This is a genomic window from Bartonella sp. AA83SXKL (assembly GCF_042196965.1).
GTDB lineage: Bacteria > Pseudomonadota > Alphaproteobacteria > Rhizobiales > Rhizobiaceae > Bartonella.
Map to the genome: position 1 here is coordinate 1 of NZ_JBHIRG010000298.1, position 590 is coordinate 590.

Annotated in this window: 1 pseudogene; it reads left to right on the top strand. The window is 36.8% G+C overall.

From position 1 onward, the window contains the following. Positions 1 to 590, top strand: a pseudogene (locus ACFINO_RS11250) (autotransporter outer membrane beta-barrel domain-containing protein); the annotation flags it as partial.

The following is a 590-nucleotide window of genomic DNA, read 5'->3' on the forward strand; positions in this document are numbered from 1 at the left end:
GCAAAAATTTATTTCAACACTGCATGGAATGATGATAAGCCAATAGCCAATCAAAAAACTGATTGTCTTCTCATCCATGGAGATTTAAAAGGTTCCACAACAGTTTATATCAAAAGCGATTTCAGAGATAAAAATAGTGTTGTAAATACCTCTGATCCTTTAAATACACGCGGCATTTCATTGATTCAAGTTTCTGGAAAAGCCGAAGAAGACTCCTTCAAATTGGTAAATGATTATACCACAATCAATGGATCACCTGATAAGTATATGGCTACATGCCTATGGACCAGAATCAAGCCATGGCAAAGCGAATATTGAACAAAGTCTCTTTGATAACAATGATGAAAATTTCTGGAATTTCAGTTTGCAACCTGAATTTCTTAATTCTAATCCAAACTCTGGCTCTAATCCTGGTCCTAACCCCAGTCCTGGATTACATGTGCATGCCATTGCACTACAAATGGCAAGCTATTTTGTTATGCCAAATGCCCTCTTCTATACAGGATTGACCGATATGGCTAAACAGAATGTGCTATTAGCCAATAGAAGAATATCTCTCTTGGAAAAAGAGCAAGAAAAACAGAGCGGTT